Source organism: Maribacter hydrothermalis (assembly GCF_001913155.1).
GTDB lineage: Bacteria > Bacteroidota > Bacteroidia > Flavobacteriales > Flavobacteriaceae > Maribacter > Maribacter hydrothermalis.
Map to the genome: position 1 here is coordinate 863,614 of NZ_CP018760.1, position 25,027 is coordinate 888,640.

The 25,027-nt window shown below is 35.9% G+C and carries 20 protein-coding genes; 7 read left to right on the forward strand and 13 right to left on the reverse strand.

Going from position 1 to position 25,027, the window contains the following annotated elements; translation table 11 throughout:
* Positions 1-7: 7 nt before the first annotated feature.
* Positions 8-1,954: an OmpA family protein gene (locus BTR34_RS03715; RefSeq protein ID WP_068485107.1), complete on the forward strand. Its 1,947-nt coding sequence runs from the start codon at positions 8-10 to the stop codon at positions 1,952-1,954.
* Between the two features lie 76 nt (positions 1,955-2,030).
* On the opposite strand, the gene BTR34_RS03720 is transcribed toward BTR34_RS03715, so the two are convergent.
* The 4 genes from BTR34_RS03720 to BTR34_RS03735 form a co-directional block, all read right to left on the reverse strand.
* Entirely contained in the window at positions 2,031-2,579 is a 549-nt protein-coding gene (locus tag BTR34_RS03720) for a ClpP family protease (protein WP_068485108.1), read from the reverse strand.
* A gap of 118 nt (positions 2,580-2,697) precedes the next feature.
* The gene (locus BTR34_RS03725) at positions 2,698-3,531 is read right to left on the reverse strand and encodes a mechanosensitive ion channel family protein (RefSeq protein ID WP_068485109.1); all 834 of its coding nucleotides are present in this window, start codon (positions 3,529-3,531) and stop codon (positions 2,698-2,700) included.
* A gap of 26 nt (positions 3,532-3,557) precedes the next feature.
* Complete coding sequence (locus tag BTR34_RS03730) at positions 3,558-3,743, reverse strand: hypothetical protein (RefSeq protein WP_068485110.1); 186 nt, start codon at positions 3,741-3,743, stop codon at positions 3,558-3,560.
* A complete protein-coding gene (locus BTR34_RS03735; RefSeq protein WP_197496174.1) occupies positions 3,743-4,369 on the reverse strand; it encodes an RNA polymerase sigma factor in 627 nt (208 codons plus the stop codon). Before BTR34_RS03735 ends, BTR34_RS03730 begins: the two co-directional genes overlap by 1 nt.
* Before the next feature lie 78 nt (positions 4,370-4,447).
* On the opposite strand from BTR34_RS03735, the gene BTR34_RS03740 reads away from it, so the two are divergent.
* Together BTR34_RS03740 and BTR34_RS03745 are read left to right on the forward strand one after the other, a co-directional pair.
* Complete coding sequence (locus BTR34_RS03740) at positions 4,448-5,128, forward strand: hypothetical protein (RefSeq protein ID WP_068485111.1); 681 nt, start codon at positions 4,448-4,450, stop codon at positions 5,126-5,128.
* Positions 5,129-5,171: 43 nt separating this feature from the next.
* Positions 5,172-6,338 (forward strand): peptidase associated/transthyretin-like domain-containing protein, encoded by a 1,167-nt coding sequence (locus BTR34_RS03745; RefSeq protein WP_068485112.1) that lies wholly within the window; start codon positions 5,172-5,174, stop codon positions 6,336-6,338.
* Positions 6,339-6,351: 13 nt separating this feature from the next.
* On the opposite strand, the gene BTR34_RS03750 is transcribed toward BTR34_RS03745, so the two are convergent.
* From BTR34_RS03750 to BTR34_RS03760, 3 genes are all read right to left on the reverse strand, one after another.
* A complete protein-coding gene (locus BTR34_RS03750) occupies positions 6,352-7,500 on the reverse strand; it encodes an MFS transporter (protein WP_068485115.1) in 1,149 nt (382 codons plus the stop codon).
* Between the two features lie 105 nt (positions 7,501-7,605).
* On the reverse strand, positions 7,606-8,874 hold the full coding sequence (gene kynU / locus BTR34_RS03755; RefSeq protein WP_068485116.1) for a kynureninase: 1,269 nt from the start codon (positions 8,872-8,874) through the stop codon (positions 7,606-7,608).
* A 65-nt stretch (positions 8,875-8,939) separates the two neighbouring features.
* Positions 8,940-9,410, reverse strand: a complete 471-nt coding sequence (locus BTR34_RS03760) for a GNAT family N-acetyltransferase (RefSeq protein ID WP_068485117.1) — start codon at positions 9,408-9,410, stop codon at positions 8,940-8,942.
* A 63-nt stretch (positions 9,411-9,473) separates the two neighbouring features.
* Between BTR34_RS03760 and BTR34_RS03765 the strand changes: the two genes are divergently transcribed.
* Positions 9,474-10,115, forward strand: a complete 642-nt coding sequence (locus tag BTR34_RS03765; protein ID WP_068485118.1) for an O-methyltransferase — start codon at positions 9,474-9,476, stop codon at positions 10,113-10,115.
* On the opposite strand, the gene BTR34_RS03770 is transcribed toward BTR34_RS03765, so the two are convergent.
* From BTR34_RS03770 to BTR34_RS03795, 6 genes are all read right to left on the reverse strand, one after another.
* A complete protein-coding gene (locus BTR34_RS03770; RefSeq protein WP_068485119.1) occupies positions 10,078-10,653 on the reverse strand; it encodes a phosphatase PAP2 family protein in 576 nt (191 codons plus the stop codon). The genes BTR34_RS03765 and BTR34_RS03770 overlap by 38 nt on opposite strands.
* A 5-nt stretch (positions 10,654-10,658) precedes the next feature.
* Positions 10,659-10,997: a Sec-independent protein translocase subunit TatA/TatB gene (locus BTR34_RS03775; protein ID WP_068485120.1), complete on the reverse strand. Its 339-nt coding sequence runs from the start codon at positions 10,995-10,997 to the stop codon at positions 10,659-10,661.
* A gap of 83 nt (positions 10,998-11,080) precedes the next feature.
* Positions 11,081-13,393, reverse strand: coding sequence for a M1 family metallopeptidase (locus tag BTR34_RS03780; RefSeq protein ID WP_068485121.1), 2,313 nt, complete (start codon positions 13,391-13,393; stop codon positions 11,081-11,083).
* 58 nt (positions 13,394-13,451) lie between these two features.
* The gene (locus BTR34_RS03785; RefSeq protein ID WP_068485122.1) at positions 13,452-13,958 is read right to left on the reverse strand and encodes a DUF6702 family protein; all 507 of its coding nucleotides are present in this window, start codon (positions 13,956-13,958) and stop codon (positions 13,452-13,454) included.
* 169 nt (positions 13,959-14,127) lie between these two features.
* On the reverse strand, positions 14,128-14,901 hold the full coding sequence (locus tag BTR34_RS03790; protein WP_068485123.1) for a hypothetical protein: 774 nt from the start codon (positions 14,899-14,901) through the stop codon (positions 14,128-14,130).
* Positions 14,891-15,634, reverse strand: coding sequence for a peptidase associated/transthyretin-like domain-containing protein (locus tag BTR34_RS03795; protein WP_068485124.1), 744 nt, complete (start codon positions 15,632-15,634; stop codon positions 14,891-14,893). Before BTR34_RS03795 ends, BTR34_RS03790 begins: the two co-directional genes overlap by 11 nt.
* Before the next feature lie 284 nt (positions 15,635-15,918).
* Between BTR34_RS03795 and BTR34_RS03800 the strand changes: the two genes are divergently transcribed.
* The 3 genes from BTR34_RS03800 to BTR34_RS03810 all read left to right on the forward strand — a co-directional run bounded on the left by BTR34_RS03800 (position 15,919) and on the right by BTR34_RS03810 (position 25,027).
* Complete coding sequence (locus BTR34_RS03800) at positions 15,919-19,992, forward strand: CCDC90 family protein (RefSeq protein WP_074472097.1); 4,074 nt, start codon at positions 15,919-15,921, stop codon at positions 19,990-19,992.
* The gene (locus BTR34_RS03805) at positions 19,992-21,155 is read left to right on the forward strand and encodes a gliding motility-associated C-terminal domain-containing protein (RefSeq protein WP_068485158.1); all 1,164 of its coding nucleotides are present in this window, start codon (positions 19,992-19,994) and stop codon (positions 21,153-21,155) included. Before BTR34_RS03800 ends, BTR34_RS03805 begins: the two co-directional genes overlap by 1 nt.
* A gap of 206 nt (positions 21,156-21,361) precedes the next feature.
* Positions 21,362-25,027 (forward strand): beta strand repeat-containing protein, encoded by a 3,666-nt coding sequence (locus BTR34_RS03810; protein WP_074472098.1) that lies wholly within the window; start codon positions 21,362-21,364, stop codon positions 25,025-25,027.

Below are 25,027 nucleotides of genomic sequence, written 5' to 3' on the forward strand. Positions count from 1 at the left end.
CGATACAATGAAAAATTTTAAAAATTCTGTGCTATTGATTCTACTTTTTCTAGTAGGCCAAGTAACTATGGCTCAATTTGCATCACAAAAAAAAGCGGATTATTATTTCAGTAAATTTTCATATTCTTTAGCAATCCCAGAATATGAAAGAATGGTAAAATCAGATGTTAATGCTGAATACGCCCATCAACAATTAGCAGAATGTTTTTTGCTTATACGTGAATACAAAAAATCAATTCCGCATTTTAAGGAAGTTATCAATAATGCAACCTTACCTACAGATTACTATTTTAAATATGCAATGGCATTATATGCTAACGGAGATTTAGAAGAATCAGAAGAGTGGTTAAAAAAGTATAAAAAGTATAATAAAAACGATTCCAGAGTAAAACGTTTTTTAAAGGACGGTAACTTAGCATCTGTTGTTTTTAATAGTAGACAAAGATATGAGGTTGAACCTGTATCGTTCAATTCTTCTGATAGTGATTTTGGCACGTTTAGATTTATGGGTAACATCTACTTTGGCTCATCTAGAAGAGAAGTTGTAGATGGAGATAGTTATGGTTGGAATAATGAACCATGGTTAGATATTTTTGCCGTGCAGGAAGATAATCCCTTGTCTATTCCTAAACGTATAAATGGAAATATAAATACCAAGTTTCATGAAAGCTCTGTAGCATTTTCTACGGACTATAAAAATGACACGATAATGTATTTCACACGAAATAACTTCTATGACAAAAAAGAAGGGTATGGTGTGCTTAATGAAATAAATCTTAAAATATATTCAGCTAAACTTGTTGATGGCGAATGGAAAGAAAATAGTAATCTAAGAATAAATAGCGATTACTACTCTACGGGTCATCCTTCTGTAAATCTTGCAAGAACACGTATCTATTTCACTTCTGATCGACCAGGAGGTTACGGTGGTACAGATATATATTATGCTGAAATACATGAAAGAGGTGGTATTCAAACACCCGTAAATGCTGGTCCTGTAGTTAACACTGAAGGGAATGAAATGTTTCCTTTCATTAATGAAGAAGGAAAATTATTCTTCAGCTCTGATGGTCATGTTGGTTTTGGTCAATTAGATGTATTCTCGACTATTTCTGACGAAGATGGTAAAGTCATAGATATTATAAACTTAGGAACACCAATTAATAGTTCTAGTGATGATTTTGCTTATTATGGCCTACCAAGTGGTCTTGATGGATATGTAAGCTCTAACCGCGAAGGTGGCATGGGTAGTGATGATATTTATAAATTTAAATTTACGCCCTCTTTAGATGTTGAAGGTTACGTTGTAGATGGTGTAAACAATAAAATGCTAGATAGCGTAAACATAAAATTGTTTGACCAAATTACCAACACCTTGGTTGCACAAACAATGACCGATGAACATGGTTATTATAGATTTCCTGTTAATAGAAAAACAACTTACATGATTGAGGCGGTTAGAAAAACGCACCCTCATAAGAATATTTATTTCAATACAAGTACTACAGCCAAATCACAAAAAATATTACGACAAGATATTGTTTTAGAACCTGTTCTTGACCTCAAGCTTTTAGCAGGATTAAATCAAATTTATTTCGATTTTAACAAAAGTAACATAAGGCCTGATGCTGCCAAAGAACTAGATAAAGTAATTAAGGTTATGAACGTTACTTATCCAGATATGATAATAAAACTAGAAGCACATACCGACCCTGTGGGTAGTCATGAGTACAACGACAACCTGTCAGAAGGAAGAGCTAAATCTACTTATGAATACCTTATTGAAAACGGGGTATCAAAAGATAGAATTGTTTCTTATAAAGGTTATGGAAAACGAATGCCAATTAACAAATGTACTAGTAAATTAGACTGTACTCCAGAAGATTTAGAACTAAATAGAAGAACTGAATTTCCAATTCTACAAATTAAAAAAGGAATTTCAACATCAAAATAAAATTTACCAATCAACCATTAAAAAGGCCTTTACTATTTATAGTAAAGGCCTTTTATTATTTTAGGATATAAAAAATCTATTTCATGATACCGTCAACTATTCCGTATTTTATAGATTCTTCGGCATTCATCCAATAATCCCTATCGAAATCTCTTAACACCTTATCGAAATCTTGACCACAGTTATCAGCTAATATCTGCGCGCTTAATTCTTTAGTTTTAATAATTTCTCTGGCTTGGATTTCAATATTCGAAGCTTGTCCTCTAGCACCACCACTTGGCTGATGAATCATTACTTGTGCATGTGGCTGTATAAATCTTCTACCCTTTTTACCTACCGATAACAAAATAGAACCCATTGATGCCGCTAAACCTGTACATATAGTAGAAACCGGACTTTTCAATGATTTAATAGTATCGTACATGGCAAAACCTGAAGTAACATAACCACCCGGACTATTAATGTAAAGTTGAATTTCTTTATTGTTCTGCATATCTAAATACAGTAACCTATCAATCACATGTTTTGCAGAATCGTCATCAACCATACCCCATAGGAATACTTTTCTTTCATCCAACATTTTTTCATCTATGGCTTCCTGAATTTTTCCTTTTTTAGCACTCATATTTTACGTTTAATTATCTCTAACAAAATTAATGAATTAATTTATAAACAAATGCGGCAATAGACATGGGAATTAACATCCTATTTCAACATTCATAAATGAAAACGAAATTTATCTCTTAGGATTGTTCTTCAACTATAACTGTTTTTTCAACTACCTTTTTTATAGGTATTACAACTTTACCTGTTTTGGTTTTAAGAATCATAGAAATATTATCAATACCTACGACGGTACCTTCCAATTTCCCTACTTTAACCTTATCCCCAACTACATATATTTTTCTTGAATAAAATGTTCTTAACAAGTCACCCACCACTTCTCTGGCACCTAGACCAAGAGCTAGGGAAATTGCTAACAAGAAAGCTCCTAAAATAATAGTAAAGTTATTGGTGATTATTTCTGTATCTACACCTGCTTGGTTTAAAGCAGTTATACTTACAAAAATGATGATTAAATAAAATAAAGCATTACCTAAGACTTTACCTCCCCCAAGACCAATTGAATCGAAAATTTTGACAATAGTTTCCTTAATTACTTTAGCCAAATACAGGCCAATCATAAAAATTACTAATGCCGAAAGTAATATGGGTAAATAACGTAATAGGTTCGCTATTTCTGAAGATATAATAGTAAGGCCCATGATATCCGATGCTACTATTATAAATACTAGCCAAAGCAAAACTTTTACGAAAGTGATTAAGACTTTACCTAAATCAATCTTTATATCGGCATCACCAAATAATTTTGCCTCGTTAACTTTTTCCGAAAACTTATCTATTTTAATTATCCTAAAAAGGCGTTTAAGAACGAATTTTACAATTTTAATAATAATCCAGCCAAATATAAGAACCACAAAAGCACCAAATATACCTGGCAAGGCAGCCGCTATATCTTTAAATATAGTACTCAAAGATTCAAAAGCCAGATCTTTCCACTTATCTACTGTTTCCATTAATTTATTTTTACTCTAATTATAATTTATTTATTTTTTGTCTTTAACATGCCTTCTATAATTGAGGCGTAATTACCTGTAAACAAATTGGCTAATTCCATTAGTAACTTCGCAGCAGCAACGTCATCCATAACTTTTTTACGTAGCTCTGGTGGGACATCTTTTAAATCTCCTTCTAAGTTTTTAAACGGATTGCTGTTCTGTTCTGACATTACGGTATGGTTTTATACATTTCCACAACTTTGGCCTTAGCTCGCTTTAGCCTCATTTTAATGGCACTTGATTTAATTTCTAAAACATCTTCTAATTCTTTAATTGTAGCACCATCTTGGTACTTTAATAATAAAAGCGATTTATCTTCTGGTGCTATAAGTTCTAAAGCTTTTTTAAGCTTATCAACTTGCATTTCTAATAACAAATTGTCGGTGACCTCTATAGAAACATCTTCTTGATTATCAAAATTTACCGAGTTATCATTAATCTTTCGTTCCTTATTTCTATTTACATAATTAACACAAAAATTATAAGTAAAGGAATATAACCAAGTAGAGAATTTAGAATTCCCCTTAAAAGAACCCAGTTTTACAAAAATCATCAAAAATATATCTTGTGTTAAATCTTCTGCCTCTTTATTAGATTTTGAAAATCCTAAGCACTTGTTATAAACCAACCTTGAGTACCTATCATACAACTCACCAAATAACATAGCGTCTTTATTAACTACAATTCGCTCTATTAATTCAGCATCGGTATATTTATGATGTGCAGATTTGGTAGATGAACTCCTTTTGAATTCATTCCCAATAATTATTAAACATAGCTTTCTAAGAAATGTCACTTTGTTAATTTGTTTACAAAAAATAAAAGTAGGTTAAAGATACCGTAATTGATATATTTGAGCTAAAATGTGTTAAAAATGAAAAAAATAATTGTTCTTTCTATAATACTATCAAGTATATTAACTGCTTGTAAAACTGACAATAATAAGGTTAAAACTGAAGTTGCCGAAGATACACAATTGACAGTTCTTGAAAAAATAGCAAATGCAAATGGCTTTGCACATTGGAAAGATGTTGCTAGTATTAAATTCACTTTTAACGTAGACCGAGATTCAACGCATTTTGAGCGTACTTGGCTATGGGAAACGGCATCCAACGAGGTTACTATGATGACAAGACAAGATACCATCACCTTTAATAGAAAAGCAGTAGATAGTACCATGACAGCAACAGATGGCGGATTTGTTAATGATAAATTCTGGTTGTTGGCTCCTTTCCAATTAGTTTGGGACCAAAAGAATTTCACTTATAAGCATAAGGAAAATACAGAAGCCCCAATCAGCAAAACCAAAATGCACAAACTAACTACAGTTTATGGTAATGATGGCGGCTACACCCCTGGCGATGCATACGATTATTACTTTGGTGATGATTATATTATTAAGGAGTGGGCATATAGAAAAGAAAACCAAGAAGAACCTAATATGGTTACAAGTTGGGAAGATTACAAAACCTTAAATAAATTGAATATTAGCATGATGCACAAAAGACCAGATGCTGATTTTTCACTTTATTTTACCGAGGTTGAGGTCAAATAATTTGGTACAGCGTTTGATACTAAACAGAAACATCAAACCCGCTATGAAATTTTCATTACTTCCGCTTCTCTTCTTTACTTTGTGTAGTTATTCTCAGCATAGCATCAGTGCTATTGTTTTGGATAGTGCGGACAATTCTCCATTAGAATTTGTTGGTATTTACAATAGTAAAGACCATACGATGACCAACGCCGACGGGCGTTTTCAGTTCTCTTCTAGTTCCGATTCTATTATCATTTACAGAGTTGGTTATGACAAACAAATAACCACTTTTCAAAAAGTAAAGGATACCATCTATCTCAACAAAAGTGTGTTAGAACTAAATGAAGTAACCGTAACTAATGAAAGAACATTATGGCAAAAAGTAGGGGATTCTGTAAGATCCAACTACCCCACCTACCCCTACAAAGAGAAATTTTTATTGAGAGGTGTATTAAGATATAATGGTAAAATAACCCGCATACAGGACCTTCAAGGAAAACTAGAAAGAAGAACGCTTTTATACACTAAAGAAATTGATCCTGACAAAAAAGACTTTATTGTAGAGTTAACCAATATGCGTAAAGTAGGATTGGTACGTGATGAAAACGACGTGTATTTTATTTTTCAATCGTTTTACGGTTTGTTTATGGATTTAATTCCTGTGAATGCCACGGGAGATGATTTTATTTTAAGTGAAGCTATTTTTGACAATGGTAAAAAAGTTAATCTAAACTTTCAATCCAAACCTTCAATTGAAAATGAGAATTTTTCGGGTCATTACACTATTAATACTGAAAACAATGCTATGGAACATTTTAAAATGCATGTAGCATTAGAAAACAAACCCTTTTCTGAAAATGCAAATACTAAATACAGAACAATTTCGTACGATAAAGAAATAATACTTTCAAAATCTTCTAAAACAAACAAGTACTATATTTCCTCTGCCAAGTACGATGTAAGAGTTGAGCAGACAGACAAACAAAATTCATATACTTCATACTACGATGTATCGTTTATTTTAACTACTTCAGATAATGAAGGAGACTTTGAGGTTAAGAAAAATGTAAGTACATCAAAAGACCTTTTCAAAATAAATTATCCATACGACCAGAGCTATTGGAATTCACAAAATCAATTGTTATTAACTAACGAAATGTTAGATTTTATTGAAAAAGTGAAAGACTCCAGTAATGAGTTTAAAGTAAGAAGTAATATCAAAAATTAAGAATTCAATAGCGCTAATTTCTTTTACGTTTTAATAACAGTGTAAATAATAAAATCAAGAATCCGCAAACAAGTAGCACCATAAAGCTTCTTGTTAGACTATAATTCTCCGCTAAAAATCCTAAAATTGGTGGCGCACATAAAAACCCCGCATACCCAGAACCAGCTATAAATGCTATTCCTTTTGAGGAATCTATTCCCTTTACATTTCCGCCAATTCTAAAAACTTCGGGTACCATAACCGAAAATCCTAAGCCATTTAAGGCAAAACCAATGATACTTAATGGTGTGTTTGTTGTCAATACTAAAAAGTATCCTATAATTGCCAAAATAGCCCCAATGGAAACTATTCTAACTGAACCTATTTTATCGCTAATACCATCCCCCAAAAATCGACCTAAAGTCATAGTGATTTGAAATCCTAAAAAACCTAAACCCCATAATGCTTCTGGTGCCAAGGCTATTTCTTTAAGATATAATCCACTCCAATCCACTATGGCGCCTTCACTTCCCATAGCAATAAAAGAAATAAGCCCCAAGAGCAAAAGTGGTTTCAATAAACCCAAACTAAATGGCTCGTTTTCTATTTCTTCTGCTATTTCAGAAAAGTATTGTTTTCGGAACCTAAAATTTACTACTAAAACCAATACTACTGCAATGGACATGTGCAAAACAGGATTTGATAACGGACCAATTAAAAAACTACCTAAACCTGCCAAAACTCCACCAAGGCTAAAAAAACCATGTGAAGCCGCCATAAACTTAACTTTATCTTTTTTCTCAATTTCTGTCACCAAGGTATTCATAGAAATATCTGTGATACCATTAGCGGCCCCAAAAAGAAATAAAGCACCCATCAAAACATAATAATTTGGTGCCATAAGTGGCAACATAGCGGCTATGCAACTTAAAATAACGCTATAAAAGGTAGATTTGCCAACTCCTACTTTATTTATTATTGTTGATGCAAATGGAAAAACTGTAAAGACGCCTAGGGCCAAAAAGAAAATTGCAATTCCTAACTCAGACTTACTAATCCCTAAAGATTCTTTTACCGTAGGGATGTAAATTGCCCAAGTACCAAAAAGTATATTGATACTGGCAAATACCCATGATGGTCCAAAGTATCGAGCATTTCCTAAAATTAATCTTAATGATTTCACTTGGTTGTTGGTTGTTGGTTGTTGGTTGTTGGTTGTTGGTTGTTGGTTGTTGGTTAAAATTTTAAAAAATAGTATTCTCTTTTCAATATTCTATTCTCTATAAACTCAATTTGCTAATACTCCTGATTTCAAAATTTGCCCAAAACGGTACATGTCTTCATACGAGCAATAGAAAGGTGCTGGGGCCAAACGAATTACATTTGGCTCGCGCCAATCTGTCACCACCCCGTTTTCCATTAAATAATTAAACAAAGATTTTCCTTGGCCGTGCAAAAATACGGACAACTGGCAGCCTCTATCTTTGGGGGTTATAATTTCAAAAGAACTATCAACTTCTTTATCTATTTCATGTAATATAAATTCTAAATAGGATACGATTAAATTTCTTTTTTCAATCAATTTTGCCATTCCTACTTCTTCAAACATGGTCAGCGATGCTAAATATGGTGCTACCGATAGTACAGGTACATTACTAATTTGCCATGCATCGGCATTTTCCATAGGTTCAAACTCCGGTTTCATTAAAAAACGGGTTTCCTTTTTGGTTCCCCACCAACCTTCAAACCGCTGAATGTCTTTTTTATTTAGATGTCTCTTGTTTACGAATATACCCGAAGCATTACCTGGACCACTATTCATATACTTGTAACTACACCACGAGGCAAAATCTGCATCCCAGTCATGTAGTTTTAATTCTACATTACCCACGGCATGGGCTAAATCCCAACCCACATTGGCACCTACAGCTTTCCCCGTCTTTGTAATGGCTTTCATATCCATCACTTGACCGTTATAATAGTTAACGCCCCCAATTAAGACTAGGGCTAATTCATCTCCTAATTCCTCAATGGTTTCAAGAATATCTTCCGTACGCCAGTGATTTTCACCATCTCGTTTTTTAAGTTCTACTATAGTTTCGTCTGGATCTAAGCCATGAAACCGCACTTGACTTTGAAACATATATTGATCGCTAGGAAATGCTTTTTCTTCACATAAAATTTTAAATCGTGTTTTTGTAGGGTTGTAAAAAGAAACCATTAATAAATGAAGATTAACCGTTAAGGTATTCATCACAGATACTTCTTCTGGCAATGCGCCTACTACTTTTGCTAAAGGTTTTGCAAGTCGCTCATGATAATCCCACCAAGGTTTTTCAGCATAAAAATGACCTTCCACGGCTAGTTCTCCCCAATCCTTCATCACCTCATCAACGAATGCCTTGGTACGTTTTGGCTGTAGACCTAATGAATTTCCTGTAAAATAAATGACTTCCTTCCCTTTGATTTTAGGAAAAAAAAATTCATCTCTATATGATTTTAAGTTATCCTTAGCATCTAAAGATTGAGCAAATTCCAACGTATTCTTAAATTCCATAGCTAATTTTGTATAAAAGTAATCATAAGCCTATAATTTAATAAGCTCTATTCAATAATAGCTTATTAATATTCTGTTCTTAAACGCATTTCTATCATATGCTTTTTAAAACCCCCTTTTTCATAGGCTCTTATGGCAGGTTCATTGTCGCTATATACATGTAGCCTTATCTCTATCAATCCCATTTCTGAAGCCCAATCTTGTAAACCGTTCACAATCATTCCGTTAATTCCTTTGCCTCTATATGTAGGGTCAGTATACATAAATCCTAAATAAGCAAAGGTTTCATGATCTAAATAGTGTCTTGCTGGCTTTTCTAGGCCGTAACCAGATGCCACTATTTTATCTTCATCACAAGCTACCAAAACTGTGGCTCTAGGATTATCCATTAGCCCATTTAAATCATAATAATTAACATTGCTTTCCCTAATTGTTGGGTCAAATGGACGTTCAGCTATTACCACTTCTTGTTCAAAACCCAATAAAATGGGCAAATCACTTTTTACAGCCTCCCTAATTCTTATTTCACTATTCATTTATTCGCTATTTTGAAACCCTTAAATTAAGGCTTAAAACCCTATTTTTGCAAAAAGAAACGCATGCATTTTCTATCCCCACTTTTAGAAAACTATTTAGCTGATAATTCACAAGCAGAACCTAAATTATTACGGGAGCTTACCCGTGAAACTCATTTAAAAGTAATTCAGCCACGTATGCTTACAGGCCATTTTCAGGGTCGTGTTTTAAGCTTACTTTCTAAATTGATGCATCCTACCAATATTCTTGAAATTGGCACTTACACAGGATATTCTGCCTTATGCCTGGCCGAAGGTTTACAGAAAAACGGACAATTACATACTATTGATGTTAATGCTGAACTAGAACAAATACAGCGTACTTTTTTTGATAAAAGCGACTATGGCTCTCAAATTGTACAACATGTGGGAAACGCACTGGATATTATCCCAAAAATGGATATAACTTTTGACCTCATTTTTATAGATGCGGAGAAAAAACAATACGATAACTATTTGGAAGCAGTTTTACCCAAAACCAAATCCGGATCTGTAATACTTTCTGACAATGTGTTGTGGTCTGGTAAAGTGGTTGAACCTTTAGACCCTAAGGATATTACTACAAAAACATTGTTAGATTATAATAAAAAGCTCAGTGAGCATCCGCTTTTAGAAACTGTTTTATTGCCTATAAGGGATGGCTTGACTTTAAGTAGGGTAAAATAAGTAAACCGTACAACCTATAAAATAACCAAGCGGAAAATATACCCACTAACGCCCCTACTATTATATCAATAGGAAAATGCACTCCAACATACACTCTACTTAGAGCAAATAAAATTGGCCATATGTAAAACAAATACACCCATTTAAATTTTTGTCTTAAAAAAAGTACGGTCAAAGTAATAATTGAGAAAGATGATGATGCATGCCCAGAGAAGAAACTAAACCCAGAAGGACTTCTTAAAATGCGAATCAATGTATTTAATTCCTCATCATTATTAGGCCTTAACCTTTCCACTACATTCTTGGTTAAATCGGTTAAGGTAGCTACAAAAGCAGCCATAACCAATATGGTAAATAGCATGGATATGCCTTCGCGCTTTGGGAATTTAACAAATAGAAGGATGATGATTAAAACAAATAGCGGAATCCAAGGAGGGAATTTGGTTACGGTTGACCAAAAAACATCATACTGTTCAATACCAAGACTGTTAAGATAAACAAAGGTATCTCGATCCCATTGTAAAATCTTATCCAGCATAAAAATTACTTTCTTTTTATGCTACCAGTTACTTCATTGATATTTTTGCTGACATCGCTAATTTGCTTTTTAACATCATTTCCTAAACCAGAACTAATATCGCTTTTCATATCGTCGATATCTTTCTTGATATCTTTTACAAAACTGGTATCGATACCTTGCTTGTCGGCACTCTTCTGGATTTCTTGTTTAATATCCTCGGTAGCATCTTTTAGTTGACGCATACCTTTCCCCAATCCCTTGGCAATACCTGGAATTTTATCTGCACCAAAAACCATCACTACGATAAACATAATGAAGAAAATTTCCGCGCCACTAATAAATAATGAATACATAGCAATCATACTACAAATATAAACAAGTTTAGTATCGAAATTAAAAAAGCCCCGTATATCTACGGAGCTTTTTAGAAATTATTTTTCAACAATTATTTTCCTTTAACTTCCTCTTTCATTTTATCGAATTCACTCGATTGTTCTTTCTTAGGCCAGCTATTGTTTGTGGTATCAATATCAGCTGTTTCCATTTTAGGATCAATGTTTATTCCAGTTAATTCAGAAGCAGATGAAAGTACCATACTTACTTCTTTACTGTTCTTTCTCCAAATTTCTGGTGGGTAGGTTACATTTTTAACTGTACCGTCAGCATAGGTGTACTCTACAATTAATGGCATTGGTATACCTCCTGGACTATTATAAGTTACCTCATAAAAATATTTTGGTTCCTTCACAGCCGCTCTTTCTGCTTCTGTCATGTTATCCATCATAAACTCTTTTAAAGTTTTTGAAGATTCGGACGGTAAATTATTTTTAAGTTCTGGTGCAATAATGTCTGTATCCCCATATTCTTCTAAATATACCAAAGGCATTAAATCTGCTTCCGTCATATTTCTTTCAGATAAATAAGCTTGCATTTTTTTATTTGGCTTATCACTTACATAATACTTTTTAATGCCCTTTACGCCCATATCAACATAATCGGTAGTATAGAACCACCCTCTCCAATACCAATCTAAATCTACGGCAGATGCATCTTCCATTGTTCTAAAGAAATCTTCTGGAGTTGGGTGCTTAAATTTCCAACGGTGAGAGTAGGTTTTAAAAGCGTGATCAAATAACTCGCGCCCCATAACGGTTTCTCTCAATATATTTAATGCCGTCGCCGGCTTGCCATATGCATTTGGCCCTAATTGAAATACATTTTCAGGATTAGACATTATTGGCGAAATTGTACTTTGATCTCCACTCATATAAGGCACAATTTTAGCAGGATCACCTCTTCTTGAAGGATATTTATCATTTGGAGCAATTGCCTCGGGATAGGCTTCACCAAATTCTTGTTCTGCCATAAACTGCATAAAAGTATCTAAACCTTCATCCATCCACCCCCATTGACGCTCGTCGGAGTTTACGATCATTGGAAAAAAGTTATGGCCTACTTCGTGAATAATTACACTGATCATACCATATTTAGTTCTATCAGAGTAGCTACCATCTGCATTTGGCCTACCATAGTTCCAACAAATCATTGGGTATTCCATTCCCTGATTCTTCGCATGTACCGATATTGCTTTAGGATACGGATAATCGAAGGTATGTGATGAATATGATTTAAGTGTATGTGCTACTGCTTTTGTAGAATATTCTTCCCATAGTGGGTTACCTTCTTTTGGATACATGGAGACAGCCATAATATCCTTACCACCCAATTTTACCGCTTGCATATCCCAAATGAATTTTCTTGAAGTTGCAAAACCAAAATCACGTACATTTTCAGCTTTTAGTTTCCATGTTTTTGTTTTATCGGAAAACCCTTTTTCAGCTGCTTCAGCTTCTGCCTGTGTTACTATAATAACAGGTTTGTCATAAGATTTCTTGGCTAACTCGTAACGACGCATCATTTCTGAAGTATATACTTCTTTTCTGTTTTGAAGCACACCAGTACCATCTAAAACATGATCCGCAGGTACCGTAATATTTACTTCATAGTTTCCAAAAGGCAGTGCAAACTCGCCACTACCCCAAAACTGATGGTTCTGCCATCCTTCTACATCATTGTATACTGCCATTCTTGGGAAGAATTGAGCAATAACATAAGCTCTGTTACCATCTTCCTTAAAATACTCATACCCTGATCTAGCTCTATTTACGGTATGATCAGGAATATTATAATTCCATTTTATATTAAAAGAATACTTTTCGCCACTTTTTAAAGGTGTAGGTAGATCTACACGCATCATTGTAAAGTTGATCGTATATGGCAATGCTTTACCAGAATCATCCTTTACATAATCTATATTAAAACCACCATCAAAAGATTCGGTCATATAAGTACTTACAAAAGTACTTGGCTGATCCGCAACAGGAACACCGCTACCATCTTTTAATTTTGCTTTGGAATCTTTTGTTCTAACATTCTGATCTAATTGCACCCATAAATACTCAAGATCATCTGGCGAGTTATTGGTATAAGTAATTGTTTCTTCTCCGTAAATTTTGGCATTTTTATCATCAAGACGAATGTCCATAACATAGTCAGCTTGCTGCTGGTAATAATCTGGCCCAGGAGCACCAGATGCCGACCTGTAAGTATTAGGAGTTGCAAATTCCTCGTATAACTGTTTAAACTTACTCTGGTTCAAATGCCCAGGCTCCTTTTCTTTTGTTACTTCGTCTTGTGCAAAAGTAACAGCTACAAAAAGGAATAAAATGGAGGCTAATGCGTACTTTACTCTTATCATTATTTAGTTATTTAGTATTGCGAAAATTAAAGTTTTTATAGATATTTTTTAACATATGTTACAAATTTAACATTCCTTTAGTATCTGATTTCACTAAAACATGGCTCTTTTTCTTTCCGTTTATTTTAAAATGAACCACATTTTGTTGATCATCATAAATATCAGTTAGCACTTCATTTTGAATGCCTATTTGTTTTAATGTGTTTAAAGGAATATTTGGTACTTCTAGATAGCAAATGACCATATCAGAATCGTACTTTTTGCCAATGAAATCGTACTTCACTGTTTCACCATTTATTTCAACCATAAACTTAGTACGTAAATATTTTTCCAGATATTCCCGATCTACTGAAGATTCTCTATCTGATCCAAGTTTAGCAGGTATTCCATATCGCTCTTTTAGTACCGTATTTAAATCATCAATAAAAACACGGGTGATTATTTGAACCGATTGATCCTTTTCTGAATAATCAACATTGGTAACACTAATATAGAATTTATGCGCAGTGGTAAACGCAACTAGTGGTACTATCAACACTATAAATACTAATCTAAAATATTTCATTTTACGGTGTTTTATTAACTTTATAATCGAGATATAAATGCTCTGAACCTTGTCTACCGGCCCGGCAGGCTTATGTCGAAATCTTGACTAAATTTACAATTCAACGCCCCGTGGACTTGTCCCGAGATTATTTACTTTCTAACAAACCATATGCCAAATACATAAAATACTAATCTAGAGAATTGTTTTCTCTATATAGTACGCTCCTGTTTCTCATATACTCCCAAATTTCAATTTGATCATGGGTATCGACAATACGCTGAAACTTGGCGTCCACTTCACAGAAATATAAAAAATCATCTATTTTTTCAATGGGTATTTTTAATTGTTTTTGAAAAATACTATCTGCATAAAAATTGCGTATACGCTCTGTTCTATCATATAGTTTATTTCTTTCTACACGTTTTTTAAGCATTTTAGTTCTACCCGATAGTGCATTTAATAAGGGGTCAAAACTCATTATAGGATTAGCAGTGGCAGCACTCAGCTCCCTCTCTGCTTTGGTCGGAATTTTTACATAAGCGTTTGGCAAACCCAAGGTAGATGCAGTAACAATTGGGTCTAATTCTAAAGTAGGTAAATCCTTTAATAAATTTCCACTAAGGTTATATGGCGTTACGGTAACCTCGTCCAATTCGTTCAACGCATCTTCTAAACCAACAGAAATGAATTTACTTTCTAAAATAGCTGTTGACACCACTACAATTTTTTTCTTGTATTGAATTGCGGAAAACTCTAAGGTATCCAACATATTCACCGTAATAGTAAAAAAACCATTTACATCGGTAATTGTCGCTCGTTTGGTTGTTAAATTAAGTACATGTGTTGCAGCGACATCACCATCATCACTATATACTTTACCTTCTAAATTTTTAGATTTACCAATTTGAGCTACCGAAACAGCACTCATTAATAAAAAAATTAGTAGGAAACTACTCCTCATCTATTCCTTTAAGAAATGTTTTACTGTTATTTACCAGCGCATCAATGAGTTGAAATTCATTTTCTTTCCTCAACAATGACTGGGTAGGCATTCTAGTATCACAATATATTAAAAACTCGTCTATTCTATCTTGTGGAATATTAAGATCAAGAACAAAAAACGAATCATCGTATACTTGTCTTAAAACATCACTTACTTTTAACTTGGGACCAGATTCGTCGGCTTCATTTTGAGATTTAAATATTGCCCTGAATATATTTACAAAATTCAACCCATCTTGCATTCCCCTTTCCGATTGGGATAACGCTATGTTTTCTACCTCTGTACTACGATCAATCTCGTAATCATAAGTTTTAAATTCTTCGTTTTTTAATTTCAAAAAACGCTCTTGCTGTTCTGGTGTTATCACCACTTCATCTAACTCGGTTACTTTTTCCTTAACCTCTACCACCAAACGGTTATTTGCCAAAATTTCTTCGGTTATGGTTACCACTTTTATATTGTAATTAACTGCAGTAAATACTAATTCATCTCCCACTTTTACATTAATCTTAAACCTACCTTGGTCGTTTGTAATTGTTGCTCTTTCAGAAGTAGAGTTAATAACATTCTCGTTAGGCACAGCAACATTCATGTAAATAACAGATCCCATTAAGGGTCTTCTATCATCATCTTGAGAAACTCCTGTAAATACAGTAAATAGGGCTATTAAATAAAATACTATTTTGGTCATTTATTTTGTATTGAGTTATGAAAACCCATTTTACCGAGTCTTCAGAATATAAAGTAAAGATATGTTTAAACGATAAAAAAAAACGTGTCAATAAACTTTTGTTAATTTCTTAGGACAAAGTTCATTCTCCATAAACACTATTTTGCTTCAATAAAATGGCCATTCAGCGAAGTTTAATGTTCTTTAACCTAATACCATACTATTTCAACTTATAAATAAAGCTAGATTAGAAGATAATACTATTTTTGTTTTCCATCATTTTAAATGGTGTTAAAACGCTTAGTATGAAAGCCATAATTTTATTTATTCTGTTTGCCATGCTCACCATTTCATCGGTTTTTGGGCAAATTAAAATAGGTGACAATCCACAAAACATAGATGCTGCCTCAATTTTAGAATTAGAAAGCAATACAAAGGTTTTTGTCATTACACGTGTTACTACCCTTGAAATGGAAGCCATTACCCCACAGCGCGGTGGTATGGTTTACAATATTGATACTGAGTGTATAAATTATTATGACGGTACACAATGGGTAAATCTTTGTGACGCGGTTGACTTCAATATTACTAACGATCCTATCGTTAATAATAGAGTAACTATTGAAATTACGCCAACTGCAGCAGGCTATAATTTAGAAATTGCGAAAAATGGTATTCTAGGCGATAATATTGTTGATGGTGGTATTGGCCCAGATGACATTCAAGATAACTCCATCGGTCAAAGTAAATTAGCTGCTGAATCTGTAGGTTCTAGTGAAATTAGGTCCAATGCAGTAGGTTCCGATGAAATTAGAGATGGTAGTATTGCCCCTTCGGATATGGCCAATTTTATACCCGGACAGGTTTTAACAACGGATGAAAATGGCATTGTTCAATGGGAAGCTACCGGAAATCTACAAGGTGCATTAGGGGATGAATTTACTATATCCGGTAACGGCACACCAGCAAGCCCCTTACAAATAAGCGAAGGGGTGCAACAAAATATATCCAATAACAACTCTTTAATTACAGCACACATTGTTGCGGACGAAGATACTGACGACACTAACGAACTAATAGACTTAAGTTTTACTAAGTTAACCAACACATTAAGTATTAGTAAATCGGCTAATCCTATAGGTGCTTCGGTTGATTTAAGTGGATTAATAGGATCAGACGACCAGCAACTAACTTTGAACAATAATATACTTAGTCTAGAAGAAGGCGGTACTCCTATTGATTTAAGTATTTATGCCAATTCTGGGTCCGACAACCAAAATTTAGAAACAGCTACGTTAGCAAATGAACAACTAACCATTACTATTGAAGGAGGAAATCCAACAACGGCAGACCTTGGTGTTTTTGCTACCGACGCAGCCTTAACAACAGGGTTAGCGTTAAAAGAAGACCTAGCCAACAAATCTAACAATGTTACTTTAGGAAATTCTACAGTGCTTTATCCAACCCAGAACGCCGTTAAAGTTTATGTGGACAATGTGGTAGGGGGTTCGGCCCAAACCATTGTAAGTGCAGATCCAAACAACGCTATTATTCAAAGCGCCAATGATGGTGGTGCATATTATAATGATGGGGACAGAAACAGCCAAAACGAGTTACAAGATTTAGCTTTTAATAATGCCACAAACATTTTAACACTTACGACCCCTGGCACCCCTAACAACCAAGCGGATTTAAGTGGATTAGCAGGAATTACTACATTAAACAATGGATTTATACTGGTGGGAAATGCAGCAAATGCGCCTGCAGAAGTTTCGGTTAGCGGGGATGCTACCATGAACAATCTTGGTGAGGTTACCATTGAAAATGCTGCAGTTACCCCTATTAAAATTGAACCCGGACTTGACGGACAATTTTTGAGTACAGTAGCTGGGGCTGTAACTTGGGTAGCAGAACCAACTGGCACTGGTGGCTCTACAGAACTTGTCGACGGAATTACTATTACTGGTGATGGAACAAATTTAGATCGTTTTAAAATTGAGCCAAGTGCCACATTGGGACAATACTTAAGAACCAATGCAGCTGGAAATGTCGTTTGGGACAATCTACCGACAGGTACGGCAGGCACTGTAACTTCAGATGGAATTACAATTGTAGGTGATGGATTGGCAACAGCCCTACAAGTACCAACTGGAGGAATTACATCGTTACAAATTTTTGATGAAACCATTGCAACGGCTGATATTGCCGATGATAATGTTACGCCAGATAAAATTGAACAAGGAGCTGCCGGCGAAGTTTTAACCACTGATATTAATGGGGATGTTATTTGGGCGCCTAACAATAATTTAGATAACCAAAATGCATCGGAAGTACCTTTTACACCAGCCGGTAACACTGTTAGCACCAACGTACAAGCGGCCATTACAGAGTTACAGACCGAAATTGACGGAATTACTATTACGGGTGAAGCCAATACAGCTTCAAACCAAGGTACTGCTGGCGTGGGAACTTTTATTCAGAAAAATGGTGTTGACCTTGAATTTAGAAGTGTAAATGCAGGTTCTAATAAAATAACTATTTCAGAGGATGCTGTCAACAATGAAATTCTTGTTGATATTGATGATACTAACTTAACCATTATAGAAAGTCAAATCTCCGATTTAACACACACTATTGATACAGATGACCAAAATGCAGCCGATGTACCCTTTACACCAGCCGGAAACACCATTAGCACTGATGTACAAGCTGCTATTACAGAATTACAAACAGAAATTGATGGTATGACGGCAGGAAATAATTTTTCGAATGCTGATTTAACTTTAGATGCTAATAGAACACATCAATTAGCTGGATTTGATTTGAATTTTGATGGTTCTGGGAATATAGGAATCGGAAATAACAATCCACAGAATAAGTTGCATGTATCAGGAGAAATACGATCTGAAGGCTATAACTCGTCACAAGGTACAGCACTATTACCTGCTTATTCCTTTAGCACAGGTGATGACATTAATACAGGAATGTATCGCCCAGCAGCGGATGAAATTGGTTTTTCAGTTGGTGGGATTGAAGCACTCAGGGTAGAAGAAGACGGTGGCAATACAAATGTCATAGTTTACCAGAGTCTACAATTAAACAACTTATTGCTAGATAAAGACGGTGAAGCAGGTACTACTGGTCAAATCTTGTCTTCAACGGGGGCACAAACGGATTGGATTGATGCGCCAACTAATACCTCCGCAGACTGGAATACACTTTCCAACATCCCTGTAGGATTTCAGGACGGAATAGATAATGACACAAATCTTGATGAAACAGCTGTTGATGCTTTTGTTTCTAACAATGGATTTTTAACCACCGAAATAGACGGGAGTATTACCAATGAAATTCAAAATCTTAACTTGGTTGGCAACGACTTATCTATTAGCGGTGGCAACACGGTTACACTTCCCGCTCCTAGTTCCGCAGACTGGAACACACTTTCCAACATCCCTGTAGGATTTCAGGACGGAATAGATAATGACACAAATCTTGATGAAACAGCTGTTGATGCTTTTGTTTCTAACAATGGATTTTTAACCACCGAAATAGACGGGAGTATTACCAATGAAATTCAAAATCTTAACTTGGTTGGCAACGACTTATCTATTAGCGGTGGCAACACGGTTACACTTCCCGCTCCTAGTTCCGCAGACTGGAACACACTTTCCAACATCCCTGTAGGATTTCAGGACGGAATAGATAATGACACAAATCTTGATGAAACAGCTGTTGATGCTTTTGTTTCTAACAATGGATTTTTAACCACCGAAATAGACGGGAGTATTACCAATGAAATTCAAAATCTTAACTTGATTGGCAACGACTTATCTATTAGCGGTGGCAACACGGTTACACTACCAGGAAACACCTACACTGGAACTAATGGAATTAATATTACTGGAACTATTATAAGCCTAGATCCAGGTACAATCCCCACAGGAAGTATACCTGCAAGTTTAATTGAACCCAATCCAATTTTTAATGGAATAGTAACTGCAGCTAGTTTTACTTCTGCTACAGCAAATTACCCTGATTATGTCTTCCAAAAATACTTCTTAGGCAAGTCTACTTTAAAATCTGATTATGAATTTTTATCATTAGAAAGTATTGAGACATATTTAAAAACTAATCACCATTTACCTGGCGTCAAATCAGCAGAAGAAGTTGCTAATAACAATGGTAATTGGAATCTTACTGAAGGTGCGTTAATCAACCTCGAAAAAATAGAAGAATTATTTCTTCATACTATAGCGCAAGAAAAAAAGATAAAAGAGCTGCAATCTTCAAATAACACCATGTCAACAGAAATAAAAGCCCTTAAAGCTCAAATGGAAGAAATTAAAACCATTTTACTAGAAAAATCGAATAACTAATGAAGAACTATTCATTTTTATTTTTCTTTACATTCGTGGCATTTGTTTCCGCGCAATCTGCGCTTTACAACAATGGTAACTTACGAATTCATGAAAGTGGCGCCATTGGTTTTCATACTAACCTTATTAATGAAGCCCCTTTAGACAATAACCTTGGTTTAGTCGGTTTTTATGGCTCACAGCCATTAGCTGTTTCCGGTACTAGTGTACCTCAATTCTATGATTTAGAAATTGCAACAGATAATAATTTGGAATTGTTTTTAGGTATCGATAATACCAACAATACCAATTTTATAGTAGGCAATATTTACGCGCCTTTAACGCAATCTAGTGTTTATTATAATTTTTTAAGTAATGCGTTCTACACAGGCGAAAATGATTTTTCTAAAATTGAAGGCTACGCCGCTATTACTAATCAGCAAAATTTTGGTTTTCCTATAGGCGATAGTGAATTTATGCGTCCGCTGATACTTAATTCTGAAAGCACGAACCTTTTTGCCAAGTGTGCTTATTTCTTTGAAAATGCAAATAATCCAATTTCGTTCAATACTACTTTTGACACTACCGAAAAATCTATCGATGTTGAAAATATTAGCGTAAAGGAATTCTGGAAACTAGAAGGTAACATTGCTTCGAACGTTACCCTTAGCTGGAATCAACGTAGTGCTATGGCAAATGTAACTGAAGATGCATCTACCATTATTCCCGTGGGCTGGAATAAAAATTCCCAACGTTGGACTAGCCTTGCCAACGGAGCTCCCGTAGGTACTTTAAACGAGGGTTTTGTAAGTACAATTTCTTTTGTGCCAGATGATTATGAAATAATTACCCTTGGTGCATCAAAGACACCTTATGAACCTTTATCCAAAGAGGTTTTAATACTAGATAATTATATAGTTTCTGCTAATGATGACGGTATAAATGATTCCTTTTTCATTCCTGAATTGGAAGAATACACTAGCCATTCCGTACAAATATATGATCGATATGGCTTAAAAGTATTTGAAATGGAAAATTATACAAACCAATTTACAGGATTTTCTAATTTGAATAATATTCCATTGAATCAAGAAGATGGTCTGCCTGCCGGTGTTTATTTCTACATCATATACATACCTGAAGAAGATTTAAATTTTCAGGGCTTTTTATATTTGGCTCGATAATTAATTTTGGTTTTTTGCTATTCTTTATCAATTCGTATTCTTACATAAACAAAGTGTATTTGTAAACGATGAAATTCCTATTTCATCGTTATAAATATCATACTTCAAGCATTCCCAACACTTTACCTTAGCTTCACAACATAATCTTTAATTCCTACAATTACCTTCCTAATTTTATAGACATCAACATATTCCCCTAAATTTATATGTCTAACAAAATAAAATTTGTTCTTTTCTTTTTACTAACCTCTTTTTGCATAAATGCACAAGTTAAAATAGGGCAAAATCCTAACAATATTGATTCCGCTTCTATTGTAGAATTAGAAAGTACAGACAAAGCTTTTGTACTGACCAGGCTTACTACTATACAAATGCTAGCTATTGCTCCACTTAACGGAGCAGTCATCTATAATACCGACACCCAGTGTATTCATTATTACAATGGTTTAATTTGGTCTAACCTTTGTGAAGGAAATAATACCAGCTCTTTTTCTTTTTTTGATAATGGCGATGGCACCATTACGCTTTCTGATGGTAATGGAAACAATATAACATTTAACGGTGCTTCACAAACCATATCTACTCTTGACGATAATGGTGATGGGACCTATACGTACACTAATGAAAATGGTATAGAAACAATTATTTCAATAGTAAGTACCGACAACCAAAATTTACAGACAGATAATTCCCCAGGAAATATTAGTATTGATAATGGTAATACAATTACAATCAATGTTGACGATGCAGATGCAGATGACCAAAATGAAATTCAGACTTTAGATTATTCTTCAGGAGTACTTACCTTATCTAATGACCCAAATTCAACAATTATCGATTTATCTGGTTTTGATGCTAATGTAAGTGATGATTTCGATGGCGAATGGACAAGTTTAACCAATAGACCTTCAGGATTGGATGACGGTGATGATGACACGCAACTTTCCGAAGCGGAAGTGGACGCTTTTGTAGCCAACAATAATTACAGTACCGGTGCACACACTACCGATGCGACGGACTTGACCTCCGGGGTTCTTGATGATGCCCGTGTACAGGAATCGAACGTCACGCAACATGAAGCTGCTTTGACCATTACAGAATCTCAGATCTCGGATTTGACCCACACCGTGGATACCAACACGCAACTTTCCGAAGCGGAAGTAGATGCTTTTGTCGCCAATAACAACTATAGTACCGGTGCACACACTACCGACGCGGCGGACTTGACCTCCGGCGTTCTTGATGATGCCCGTGTACAGGAATCGAACGTTACACAGCATCAAACAGCTTTAACTATTACGGAATCTCAGATCTCGGATTTGACCCATACCGTTGATACGAACACACAACTTTCCGAAGCGGAAGTGGACGCTTTTGTAGCAAACAATAATTACAGTACCGGTGCACACACTACCGATGCGACGGACTTGACCTCCGGGGTTCTTGATGATGCCCGTGTACAGGAATCGAACGTTACCCAACATGAAGCTGCTTTGACCATTACAGAATCTCAGATCTCGGATTTGACCCACACCGTGGATACCAACACGCAACTTTCCGAAGCGGAAGTAGATGCTTTTGTCGCCAATAACAACTATAGTACCGGTGCACACACTACCGACGCGGCGGACTTGACCTCCGGCGTTCTTGATGATGCCCGTGTACAGGAATCAAATGTTACACAGCATCAAACGGCTTTAACTATTACGGAATCGCAAATCTCGGATTTGAACCATACCGTGGATACGAATTTGACCGAAGCGGAAGTGGACGCTTTTGTCGCGAACAACAATTACAGCACAGGTGCACACACTACCGATGCGGCAGATTTAACCTCGGGTGTCTTAGCTGATTCTCGTGTGCAAGAATCGAACGTTACCCAACATCAAGCTGCTTTGACCATTACGGAATCGCAGATCTCGGATTTGGCCCATACCGTGGATACGAACACGCAACTTTCCGAAGCGGAAGTGGACGCTTTTGTCGCGAACAACAACTATAGTACCGGCGCGCATACCACCGATGCGACGGACTTGACCTCCGGTGTTCTTGATGATGCCCGTGTACAGGAATCGAACGTTACACAGCATCAAACAGCTTTAACTATTACGGAATCTCAGATCTCGGATTTGACCCATACCGTTGATACGAACACACAACTTTCCGAAGCGGAAGTGGACGCTTTTGTCGCCAATAACAACTACAGTACCGGTGCGCATACCACCGATGCGGCGGACTTGACCTCCGGTGTTCTTGATAATGCCCGTGTACAGGAATCGAACGTTACCCAACATCAATCTGCCTTGACCATTACCGAATGGCAGATTTCGGATTTAACTCACACCGTAGATACCAACACACAACTTTCCGAAGCGGAAGTGGACGCTTTTGTCGCGAACAATAACTATAGTACCGGTGCGCATACCACCGATGCGGCGGACTTGACCTCCGGCGTTCTTGATGATGCCCGTGTACAGGAATCGAACGTTACCCAACATCAAACGGCATTAACTATTACGGAATCGCAGATCTCGGATTTAACACATACCGTGGATACCAACACACAATTGTCCGAAGCGGAAGTGGATGCTTTTGTCGCGAACAACAACTATAGTACCGGAGCGCATACCACCGATGCGGCGGACTTGACCTCCGGTGTTCTTGATGATGCCCGTGTACAGGAATCGAACATTACGCAACATGAAGCTGCTTTGACCATTACCGAATCGCAGATCTCGGATTTAACACATACCGTGGATACCAACACACAACTTTCCGAAGCGGAAGTGGACGCTTTTGTCGCGAACAACAACTATAGTACCGGTGCGCATACCACCGATGCGGCGGACCTGACCTCCGGCGTTCTTGATGATGCCCGTGTACAGGAATCGAACATTACGCAACATGAAGCTGCCTTGACCATTACCGAATCGCAAATCTCGGATTTAACACATACCGTGGATACCAACACGCAACTTTCCGAAGCGGAAGTGGACGCTTTTGTCGCGAACAATAACTATAGTACCGGTGCGCATACCACCGATACCGATACTCAATATACTGCCGGAACAGGACTTACATTAAGTGCAACCATATTCTCTGTCAATAATTTAGCTGGTGATGTTACCGGACCTATTAACGCAACTATCATAGCTGATGGCGCTATAATTGGTGGTGCAGGAGGTAAAATTGCAGATAATTCAATTACAGCATCCGACCTTGCTCCGAATTCTGTAAATGCTTCAGAAATTAATTCAAATGCAGTTGGCACATCCGAACTTCAAGTTGACGCGGTGGAAACAGAAAATTTATTAAATGGCAATGTAACACCTATAAAAATTCAGCCTGGAAGCATTAACCAAGTATTGACAACTAATAGTTCTGGAAGCGTTGTTTGGGAGAACAAATCTGCTGATATAACTACGAACTTAACTCAAAATACTACAACTGGACTTATTACCTATACAAATGAAATTAGTGCTAACCAAACTGCAAATACCGTAGGGACCGAAACTAACAATAATATTTCTGTAGGTGCCAATGGAGGTGCTTTTTATATTAGTCCCATAAAAGCTATAGGTAAAATTAGTTCAACTGGCACCGTAACAAAAGCAACATCAGGAGTTTCCGTAATAAGAATTAGCGTAGGGTATTATAGAGTAACACTACCTACAGGAGCCGTTTCAGATGCAAATTATATTATTCAGCTAACCCAACCTGGTAGAGGTGGTGCCGGTAATGATGATCCGGGTATCTCCTACTCCAACCAAACTGCAACAAGTTTTGAGGTAATAATTGGTGACAATGACAATGGTGGTACTGATAGAAGTCGTTTTGATTCTGAATTTATGTTCACCGTTTTAGATTTATAG

Coding starts and splice junctions, on each gene's coding strand:
- BTR34_RS03715 (WP_068485107.1), top strand. CDS start 8: ATGAAAAATTTTAAAAATTCTGTGCTATTGATTCTACTTTTTCTAGTA.
- BTR34_RS03720 (WP_068485108.1), bottom strand. CDS start 2,579: ATGAGTGCTAAAAAAGGAAAAATTCAGGAAGCCATAGATGAAAAAATG.
- BTR34_RS03725 (WP_068485109.1), bottom strand. CDS start 3,531: ATGGAAACAGTAGATAAGTGGAAAGATCTGGCTTTTGAATCTTTGAGT.
- BTR34_RS03730 (WP_068485110.1), bottom strand. CDS start 3,743: ATGTCAGAACAGAACAGCAATCCGTTTAAAAACTTAGAAGGAGATTTA.
- BTR34_RS03740 (WP_068485111.1), top strand. CDS start 4,448: ATGAAAAAAATAATTGTTCTTTCTATAATACTATCAAGTATATTAACT.
- BTR34_RS03745 (WP_068485112.1), top strand. CDS start 5,172: ATGAAATTTTCATTACTTCCGCTTCTCTTCTTTACTTTGTGTAGTTAT.
- kynU (WP_068485116.1), bottom strand. CDS start 8,874: ATGGAATTTAAGAATACGTTGGAATTTGCTCAATCTTTAGATGCTAAG.
- BTR34_RS03760 (WP_068485117.1), bottom strand. CDS start 9,410: ATGAATAGTGAAATAAGAATTAGGGAGGCTGTAAAAAGTGATTTGCCC.
- BTR34_RS03765 (WP_068485118.1), top strand. CDS start 9,474: ATGCATTTTCTATCCCCACTTTTAGAAAACTATTTAGCTGATAATTCA.
- BTR34_RS03770 (WP_068485119.1), bottom strand. CDS start 10,653: ATGCTGGATAAGATTTTACAATGGGATCGAGATACCTTTGTTTATCTT.
- BTR34_RS03775 (WP_068485120.1), bottom strand. CDS start 10,997: ATGATTGCTATGTATTCATTATTTATTAGTGGCGCGGAAATTTTCTTC.
- BTR34_RS03780 (WP_068485121.1), bottom strand. CDS start 13,393: ATGATAAGAGTAAAGTACGCATTAGCCTCCATTTTATTCCTTTTTGTA.
- BTR34_RS03785 (WP_068485122.1), bottom strand. CDS start 13,958: ATGAAATATTTTAGATTAGTATTTATAGTGTTGATAGTACCACTAGTT.
- BTR34_RS03790 (WP_068485123.1), bottom strand. CDS start 14,901: ATGAGGAGTAGTTTCCTACTAATTTTTTTATTAATGAGTGCTGTTTCG.
- BTR34_RS03795 (WP_068485124.1), bottom strand. CDS start 15,634: ATGACCAAAATAGTATTTTATTTAATAGCCCTATTTACTGTATTTACA.
- BTR34_RS03800 (WP_074472097.1), top strand. CDS start 15,919: ATGAAAGCCATAATTTTATTTATTCTGTTTGCCATGCTCACCATTTCA.
- BTR34_RS03805 (WP_068485158.1), top strand. CDS start 19,992: ATGAAGAACTATTCATTTTTATTTTTCTTTACATTCGTGGCATTTGTT.
- BTR34_RS03810 (WP_074472098.1), top strand. CDS start 21,362: ATGTCTAACAAAATAAAATTTGTTCTTTTCTTTTTACTAACCTCTTTT.